Consider the following 1,493-nt stretch of genomic DNA (forward strand, 5'->3'; position numbering starts at 1 on the left):
TATTCGGCAATGTCTCTGCCTTGTAACACCGGTACAGGCTCACCAAAGGTAAAAGATTCAATGTTTTTCACTTAAAAAGTCTCCATGATGGATTTCTTACCGGAACCCACTTGATCCGCACTTTCAATCGGCGCTTTATCCAAGGCGTGCATCACCGCCCACGCTAAATCGGCATGGCCTGTTTTACTGGTTCGGCTGGCGCGATAAGTCACGTTTCGGCCCGATTGGGTACTGGTTTGGTGAATGGTCATAAAGGCATGGGCCAAATCCACCCACGCCATATCAAATTCAATGAGTTTTTTGCTGAAGAACTGCTTCGCGCGAAGCACCAAATCCGTTTTCACTTCCACCGAATATTTAATCTTTCTTACGCTGGGGTAGAACTTCTTCACAAGCTGATACACACCTGCGCCAACGCCCGTGGCATCAATGGCCATAAAGGCCACGTTAAAGCGTTCACAGATTTTCTTGATTGAATTGGCTTGGCCGTCAAAGTCCATGCCTTGCCAACTGTGTTTTTCAAGAATTCGGAACTTGCCGCCTTTGGATTGTGGCGGCGCAATCACCACTAAACTGGCATCATCTTGGGTTTCCGATGGGTCATAACCCACCCACACGGGCCTGTTGCCAAAGGGGCGTTTTTTGTGAGGCTGGTAGTCGTGCCAAATAAAGGCAGCATCCACCATACAGCCTTGCAGTTCAGAAAGCGGGAAGATGGATGCGGTGTCATCAATAAACTGACACATCAACAAGTTTTCGAACTTCGCAGGCGGGAACTTCTTCCTCAGCTTCTCCATTGTCACCAAGGAATAGCCCTTGTTAATGGCATCTTCTATGGTGACCACCTGACGCCAAATACCGTCTTCACAAAACTTGCCGTCTTTTAATGCTTTGTGGCTCACATCAATATTAATGTGTTCCGCTTTGGGCCTGTCTTGGTTGTAATGCGAGCCGTCCCACAGTGAATACGCTTGGTGATTGATGGTAGAAGGCGTGGAGAAATAAGTAATGCGCCTGTCATCGAGAATCGCCATGCCGCTGGCAACGTGCTCAATATCAACGAAGTTCGGAATCCAGAAATATTCATCAATGTACAAGTCGCCGCTGTAGCTTTGTGCGGTGTTCTTGTTCGTGCCTAAAAAGTGCAGTTCAGCGCCGTTAGAAAGCACAATCGGATCGCCACGCAACTCAATACCCGTGGTTTCGCGTACAAAGTTAATAATGTTGCGTTTAAAGACTTGGGCTTGGTTTTTAGACGCAGAAATGAAGATCTTGTTTTTGCCGGTTTTCGCAGCATCAACAATGGCCTCGCGGCTAAAGTGCAAGGTCGCGCCAATTTGGCGGCTTTTTAGGATTTCTCGAATTTCATACTTAAGTGCATCGTGCCAGACCTTTTGATGTGGGAACATGCCATCAAAGTAGGCTTTTTCCAGCTTTTCAACGGCGTCATCATCAAGGTGGTTTTTCTGCGGTTGCTTGCGCTTCTTGCCGTT

At 47.6% G+C, this 1,493-nt stretch carries 1 protein-coding gene; it reads right to left on the reverse strand.

The features are described from left to right. Positions 1 to 71 precede the first annotated feature (71 nt). A partial coding sequence (locus HJG39_RS19135) for a terminase large subunit domain-containing protein (protein WP_268412000.1) occupies positions 72 to 1,493 on the reverse strand: 1,422 nt, incomplete at its 5' end.

It is taken from the genome of Alteromonas sp. a30, assembly GCF_026788005.1.
Classification (GTDB): Bacteria; Pseudomonadota; Gammaproteobacteria; order Enterobacterales; family Alteromonadaceae; genus Paraneptunicella.